The following is a 7,204-nucleotide window of genomic DNA, read 5'->3' on the forward strand; positions in this document are numbered from 1 at the left end:
CACGGCCCTCTCGGCCGTGCTCCCGCCCGCGCCCGCCCCCCTCACCGCCCCGGAGGACCCCGCATGACCGGCCAAGGCCCGCAGACGCCCCCCGTACGCATCCTGCTCTGCGACGACCACGTGGTCGTCCGCGCCGGACTGCTCGCCCTCCTCGGCAGCGAACCGGACATCGAGGTCGTCGGCGAGGCCGGCAGCGGCGAGGAGGCCGTGGTCCTGGCCGCCCGGCTCACCCCGGACGTCGTCCTCATGGACCTCCAGCTCGGCGAGGGCATCGACGGCGTCGAGGCGACCCGCCGCATCGCGGCCGACGGCACGGTCCACGTCCTGGTGCTGACCACGTACGACACCGACGCCGACATCACCCGGGCCATCGAGGCGGGGGCGACCGGCTATCTGCTGAAGGCGGAGCGCCCCGAGGAACTGTTCGCCGCGATCCGGTCCGCCGCCCAGGGCCGCACCACGCTCTCGGCCCCCGTCGCCAGCCGGGTCATGGCCCGGATGCGCAGCCCCCGCCCCAGCCTCACGGACCGCGAACGCGACATCCTGGCCCAGCTCTCCCAGGGCCTCGGCAACCGCGACATCGCCCGGGCCCTGTTCATCAGCGAGGCCACGGTCAAGACCCACCTGGGCCGCATCTACGACAAGCTCGGCGTCGACACGCGTGCGGGCGCGGTGTCGGTGGCGAAGGAGCAGCGGCTGCTGCCGTGAGCCGGGGCGCGGAGTCCGCGTGATCCGCTGGGCCGTATCGCGGCACAGCGGGACCGGGTGACTCCGGAACTTTCGTCCAAGACAGGCGCGCCGCAATCGGCAACGGTAGGGGCATGCGCAGAAACCACGTGGGTCCCGCGGCTCGGGAGCAGGATGCCGAGCACGGCTGGGAGGTCGCCCACTTCCCCGGCGGCACGGCGCTCGACGGGGTCCGGATGGCCGGCTTCCGCGACCGCGCGTCCGTCGGGCTGGACATGCAGGTGCTCCCCCAGCCCGTCGTGGTCGTCGTCATCGGGCTCGGGGACGCCCCCCTCACGGTGGAGAGTGCCACGGCGCGCCGGCCGCTGAGCAGCTTCGTCGCCTCGTTGTCGCCCGGCCCGGCCCGGGTCCGGGGCGAGCACGTCGAGTGCGTCGAGGTGTGTCTGCCGCCGCCGGCCGCCCATGCGGTACTGGGCGTCTCCCCGCGCGAACTGGACGGGTCGGTCAACGGTCTGGAAGACCTGTGGGGGCGGCCCGCCCGCTACCTCCGCGAGCAGTTGACCGACGCCACGACGTGGCAGGAACGCCTGGCGCTGACGGACGCGTTCCTCGCACGGCGGGCCGCCGGCACACCGCCGGTGTCGCCCGAGGTCGCCGCCGCCTGGAACACCATCGTGGCCCGCCGTGGCCGGGTACGGGTCGCCGGTCTCGCCGCGTCCTTCGGGTGGAGCCGCAAGCGGCTGTGGTCCCGGTTCACCGACCAGATCGGCCTCACGCCCAAACGCGCCGCCATGCTGGTCCGCTTCGACCACGCCGCCCGGGCCCTCTGCGCGGGCGAGAGCGCCGACGCCGTCGCCCTCGCGTGCGGATACGCCGACCAGTCCCACCTCCACCGCGACGTCACGGCCCTGGCCGGGTGCACGCCACGCGCTCTGGCCGGCAGGTCCACGTCCGCCGGCTGACCTCCGCTCACGTACCCGGCGCACGTACCCACAGCGCTTCACACCGCACGCGCACCGCACACAGTCGAGAGGAAACACCCATGACGAACACCGATGTCACGGCAGCGGAGACGGCCGACCGCGATCTGGTCGTCCGGCTGGCGTTCGGGAGCATGGCGGCACAGACCCTGCGTGCGGCGGCCCGGTTGAGGGTGGTGGAACTGGTGGGCGACGCGCCGCGCCGGGCCATCGAGGTGGCGGCGGACGCCGGAGCCGAACCCCAGCCCATGGAGCGGCTGCTGCGCGCCCTGACCGGGCTCGGACTGCTCCGGGAGCCTGCCCCCGGATCCTTCTCGGTGACCCCCGCGGGCGCGCTGCTGCACCCCGGCCGCCCCGACTCGCTCGCCTCGTTCGTCAGGATGTTCACCGAGCCGGCCGTCGTCCGTGCCTGGGAGCACCTGGACGACAGCGTCCGCACCGGCGAGGTAGCGTTCGACGGCGTGTTCGGCACCGACTTCTTCAGTCACCTGGCCCGGCACCCCGAGCTGTCCGCGGAGTTCAACGCGGCGATGAGCCAGGCCGCGTCGGAGACCGCCGCCGCCCTGCCGCACGCCTTCGACTTCGGCCGGTTCACCACGGTCACGGACGTCGGCGGGGGCGACGGGACCCTCCTGGCCGGTGTACTCGCCGCGTATCCCGGCCTCACCGGTGTCGTCCTCGACACGGCGGAGGGCTTGGCCGGGACGCCGGACACGGTGGCGCGGCACGGGCTGGAGGGCCGGTGCTCCCTGATCGCCGGAGACTTCTTCCACTCGGTGCCCGGGGGTTCGGATCTCTACCTGCTGAAGAGCGTCCTGCACGACTGGACGGACGACCAGGTGGTCACGATCCTGAGCCACTGCCGCGAGGTGCTGCCGCCCGGCGGTCTCGTGCTGATCGTGGAACCCGTGCTTCCCGACGCGGTCGACATCCGGGCCGATGTCACCGACGGCGGGGTCACCTACCTGAGCGACCTCAACATGCTGGTGAACCTGGGCGGCCGGGAGCGCACCCGCGACGACTTCGCGGAGGTGTGCCGCCGCGCGGGCCTGACCCTCACGACGGTCACCCCGCTCACCGAAGCCGCGCCGTTCGCCATCATCGAGGCCGTGGCCGACTGACCCGCACCGGGCGGCCCACGGACACCGGACGTCGTCGGAGTGCCCGCGAGGGCAGGACCTCCGGGACGAACCCGGCGATCAGATCTCCGCGAGCACCGCGTCGACGGCCGTCGCCGTGACGGCCCGCTCGAACCACACATCGAGCACCGCGAGGTCCTCGCGGGCGGTGATCCGCTGCCGTGCTTCTTGCGGCACGGTGACACCGCCCCCCGACCGCCACATCGATGCGCAGCAGCGTGTCCACGTGCCGTTCGAGCGGTCTGATCTCCGTGAGATCCGTGTCCATGAGCGACACCGCGACGGGTTCCGGAAAGGGGATGCCCGAGGTGCGGAAGGCACTCGCGAACAAACCCGGATTCTCCTGGAAGATCCGATGATGAGCCTCATGGGGCGGACTGACCACAGGCAGGAGGCCGGAGAGCTGTCGGCATATGCGTCCGGCATATGCACAGCGCTTCACCCGATCGTGGCAGTCCGCCCCGGACGGGCATGACACCATCGATCCGTGCTCGACATCGGCTACTCCCTCTCCCGCCGCTTCCCCGACCCCCCGCAGACCGACTACCGCCGCGCGGACGTCCGCGCGCTGCGGCACGATCTGTTCTCCGGCGACGTCTACCTCGCGGACACCAAGGCGGACCGCGAGGTGTCCACAGCCTGGGGATGGGTGCCGGTCCTGGACTTCGCGTGGGCGCTGTGCGACATCGTCGAGCAGATCGACCAGGACCCGCGCGGCAACCGCTCGCACCGGCAGCAGTACGCGGAGCTGGACTTCACCGAGTCCTCGGACCGGATGATGTTCGAGCGGCGCTTCGGCTGGGTCGACGTCGAGGCGGACTGGATGCCCGGGGACGAGCCCCCGCTCACCTTCAGCCACTCCCTCCTGCGCCGCGAGGCCCGTGACTTCCTGCACGACCTGATCGCCGACCTGGCCGACATGCACGAGGGCCTGGCCGACAACCCCGTGGTCTGGGACCTCCAGGCCCGCTTCCCGCGTATGTGAGGCCCGCGACGCCGCCCGGGGCCCTCACGCCTCCACGCGCACCCCGATCTGCGCCGCGAACGCCGGAGCCAGCTCCATCAGCTGCAACGGGCTGATCACCGCGCCCGCCAGCCGGTCCACACCCCGCGCGATGTCCAGCTCGGCCACCGTGCGCAGGTCCACCGACTCCATCCGGGCCCCGCTGAAGTCCGCCCGCTTCAGCACGCAGTCCCGGAACTCGACGCGGAGCAGGTGCGCGTTCCCGAAGTCCGGCTCGGAGAGCACACAGCCCTCGAAGACGACGTCCTTGAGCCGGGCCTCACGCAGATTCAGGTAGTCGATCTTGCCGCCGCGCACCACCACCCGCTCCAGCACCGCACCATGCAGCTGCACCCCGCCCAGGCGCGCGTCCACCACCTCCACGTCCCGCAGCGACGCCTCCGCGAGATCGGTGCCCACACCCCGTACGCCCGTCAGCACCGCGTCGATGAAGCGGGCCCGCGCCAGCTCCGCGCGGTCCAGGGTGCAGCCGTCCAGGGCGCAGTCCATGAACCGGGCGCCCCGGCCCGACGCGTCCGCCAGGTCCACCCCGTCGAACCGCACTCCGTCGTAGTCCCCGTCCGGCTCCAGGCCCTCGCCGTCGTAGGGAACGAGCGGTGGCAGCCGCACCTCCGGGCGCCGCGCCGCCGCGATGGTGTCCTTCTTGCCCTTGGTCGCTCTGGTGCCCCTGGTCGCCCCGGCCGCCCTGGTCGTCCTGCCCTCGCTCGCTGCCATGCCCCCATCGTGACGCACCCCACTGACAACCCCCCGGCGACCGTGTCACGAGCCGCCGCCCCCGATCCGTCGCATCATCAAAGACGCGAAGGAGATCCAGCCATGGAACACATCCACGTCATCGGCGGCGGCCTCGCCGGCCTCACCGCCGCCATCACCGCGGCCGAGTCCGGTGCGCGCGTCACCCTGCACGAGGGCCACCGGACCCTCGGCGGCCGGGCGAGGACCGCGGACGGGCCGTACCGCGCCAACGAAGGCCCGCACGCCCTGTACCGGCGCGGGCCGCACTGGACCTGGCTGGCCCGGCGCGGTCTTCTCGGCGCCGTCGTCTCCGTACCGCCCCTCGAAGGCCTCCGCTTCCGTTTCCGCCGCGCGGGAGCCGCCCGCCGGACCCCGCCCGTGGCTCTGCTGCGGCTCGCCCGCCGGGCCCCCCGCACGGCCCCGGTCGACGGCGCCTTCCTGGAGTGGGCCGCCGGACAGGTCGGCGAGGAGGGCGCCCGGGCCGCCGCGAACTTCGCCGCGACCGCGCTGTTCCACCACGACCCCGGGTCGCTCTCCGCCCGTTTCGTCCAGGAGCGCCTGCACCGCCTGGCCTCGTTCCCGCCCGAGGCCCACTACCCGGTCGGCGGCTGGGCGCCGCTCGTCGACCGGCTGGCCGGCCACGCCCGGGGCCTCGGGGTCGGCATCGAGACCGCCGCCCGCGTCGATGCCCGGAAGCTCGGCGAGCTGGGCCGTACCGGACCGGTCGTCGTCGCCACCTCCCTCGACGCGGCCCGCGTCCTCCTCGACGACGCGTCCCTCACCTGGGAGAGCGGCCGCACCGTCCTGCTGGACCTGGCGGTGCGCACCCGGCGCGGCGACGCCTTCGTCGTGTCGGACCTGGACGCGCCCGGCTGGCTGGAGCGGTTCACCGCCCAGGATCCCGGCCTCGCCCCGGCCGGCGAGCAGCTGCTCCAGGGCCAGTTCCCGATCGGGCAGGACGCCCGCCGGGCGGAGGGGGCCGCGCGGGCCGAGGAACTCCTCGACCTCGGCTTCCCCGGCTGGCGGGAGCGCACCACCTGGCGCGTCGAGGCCCTCGCCGACGGCCGCACCGGAGCCGTCGACCGCCCGGGCACCACCTGGCGGGACCGGCCCTCCGTCGTTCGGGGCGACGGGATCTTCCTGGCGGGCGACCAGGTCGCCGCCCCCGGACTCCTCAGCGAGGTCTCCTTCACCAGCGGCATCGAAGCCGCCCTGCTCGCCGTGAAGGCCGCCGGACAGCGCTCCAGGACGGGAGCCCGGGACCGGGGTTGACCTCAATCGGACTTGAGGTACGAAGGTGGAGGCACAGCCCGCGGCGGGCACGGCACACAGCCGAGCCAGCCCGCAGCGCGACCCCCGGGAGACCTTCATGCACGCCGTACGCCTGCACGCCTTCGGCCCCGCCGAGAACCTCGTGTACGAGAGGACCGAGGACCCCGTCCCCGGCCCCGGCCAGGTCCGTATCGCCGTGGCCGCGGCCGGGGTGCACCTCCTGGACACCGTTCTGCGGGAGGGGGAGCGCGGCCCCTACCCGGAGCCCGTCGGCCTCCCCACCGTCCCCGGCCGCGAGGTCGCCGGAACCGTCGAGGCGGTGGGCGAGGGAGTCGGTGCCGACTGGCTCGGCAAGCGCGTCGTCGCCCACATCGGCATGGCGCCGGGCGGGTACGCCGAACTCACCGTCACCGAGGCCGACCGGCTCCACGAGATCCCCGAGGGGCTCGACGCCGCCGGGGCCGTCGCCATGATCGGCACCGGCCGCACCGCCCTCGGCGTCCTCGGATTCACCCCGCTCGGCCCTGATTCGGTGGTCGTCGTCACCGCGGCGGCGGGCGGGATCGGCACCCTCGTCGTCCAGTACGCGAGGAACGCGGGGGCCACCGTGATCGCGCTGGCCGGGGGCCCGGCGAAGGTGGCCCGGTCGGAAGCCGAAGGCGCCGACCTCGCCCTCGACTACACCCGCCCCGACTGGCCGCGCCGGGCCCGCGACCACCTCGAAGCGGCGGGGCTGCGGGCGACCGTCGTCTACGACTCCGTCGGCGGGACCACCGCCCGCGCCGCCGTGGACCTCCTCGGCCCCGGCGGACGGCACGTGGTCTACGGCTGGTCGGGCGGGGGACTCCTCGACGGGGGGCCGCTCACCTTCAGCGACGAGGAGCTGGCCGAACGCGGCATCACGTCCGGGTCGGTCCTCGGGCCGGAGATGATCGAGAGGGGCGGCGGTCTGCGCGCGCTGGAGACCCGTGCCCTCGCCGAGGCGGCGTCCGGCCGGCTGCGTCCCGCCGTACAGCGCTTCCCGCTCGCCGAGGCCGCCGCCGCGCACCGCGCGCTGGAGACCCGGGGCACGATGGGCAAGGTGGTCCTGGAGCCGTAGCGCCGTCAGGCCCTGCGACCGTCGGCCCCGGCTCTGCTCCTGCCCCTGCTCCTGCTCCTGCTCCTGCCACTGCTCCTGCCCCTGACTCCGGGCCCGGCCCGCACGCCCTCACCGCCCCAGCAGCCGGCGCCCGATCTCCGCGTGGTCGGGGGAGATCCGGCCTTCCCCGTCCTCGGCCGCCCACAGCCCGTTCTGGAGCACCCGCCCCAGCGTCCAGGCCCGCGCCCGCTCCCGGTCCCGTTCCTGTCTCCTATACACATCTCCGACC

General features: G+C 74.0%; 7 protein-coding genes. 6 read left to right on the top strand and 1 reads right to left on the bottom strand.

The window, feature by feature from the left end; all coding sequences use genetic code 11:
* Nucleotides 1-63: 63 nt before the first annotated feature.
* The 4 genes from HET64_RS34270 to HET64_RS34285 all read left to right on the top strand — a co-directional run bounded on the left by HET64_RS34270 (nt 64) and on the right by HET64_RS34285 (nt 3,791).
* Nucleotides 64-708: a response regulator transcription factor gene (locus tag HET64_RS34270; protein ID WP_215111152.1), complete on the top strand. Its 645-nt coding sequence runs from the start codon at nt 64-66 to the stop codon at nt 706-708.
* Nucleotides 709-821: 113 nt separating this feature from the next.
* Complete coding sequence (locus tag HET64_RS34275; protein WP_215111153.1) at nt 822-1,649, top strand: helix-turn-helix domain-containing protein; 828 nt, start codon at nt 822-824, stop codon at nt 1,647-1,649.
* Between the two features lie 80 nt (nt 1,650-1,729).
* A complete protein-coding gene (locus HET64_RS34280; protein WP_215111154.1) occupies nt 1,730-2,788 on the top strand; it encodes a methyltransferase in 1,059 nt (352 codons plus the stop codon).
* Nucleotides 2,789-3,293: 505 nt separating this feature from the next.
* Nucleotides 3,294-3,791, top strand: a complete 498-nt coding sequence (locus HET64_RS34285; RefSeq protein WP_215111155.1) for a hypothetical protein — start codon at nt 3,294-3,296, stop codon at nt 3,789-3,791.
* 24 nt (nt 3,792-3,815) lie between these two features.
* Here HET64_RS34285 and HET64_RS34290 read toward each other — a convergent pair whose 3' ends face one another.
* Nucleotides 3,816-4,544, bottom strand: a complete 729-nt coding sequence (locus tag HET64_RS34290) for a pentapeptide repeat-containing protein (RefSeq protein WP_251146268.1) — start codon at nt 4,542-4,544, stop codon at nt 3,816-3,818.
* A gap of 102 nt (nt 4,545-4,646) precedes the next feature.
* Here HET64_RS34290 and HET64_RS34295 point away from each other — a divergent pair, with 102 nt between their 5' ends.
* Nucleotides 4,647-5,837 (top strand): NAD(P)-binding protein, encoded by a 1,191-nt coding sequence (locus HET64_RS34295; protein ID WP_215111156.1) that lies wholly within the window; start codon nt 4,647-4,649, stop codon nt 5,835-5,837.
* Nucleotides 5,838-5,934: 97 nt separating this feature from the next.
* Entirely contained in the window at nt 5,935-6,936 is a 1,002-nt protein-coding gene (locus HET64_RS34300; protein ID WP_215111158.1) for a zinc-binding dehydrogenase, read from the top strand.
* Nucleotides 6,937-7,204: the final 268 nt, after the last annotated feature.

The organism is Streptomyces sp. McG3 (assembly GCF_018619185.1).
Classification (GTDB): Bacteria; Actinomycetota; Actinomycetes; order Streptomycetales; family Streptomycetaceae; genus Streptomyces.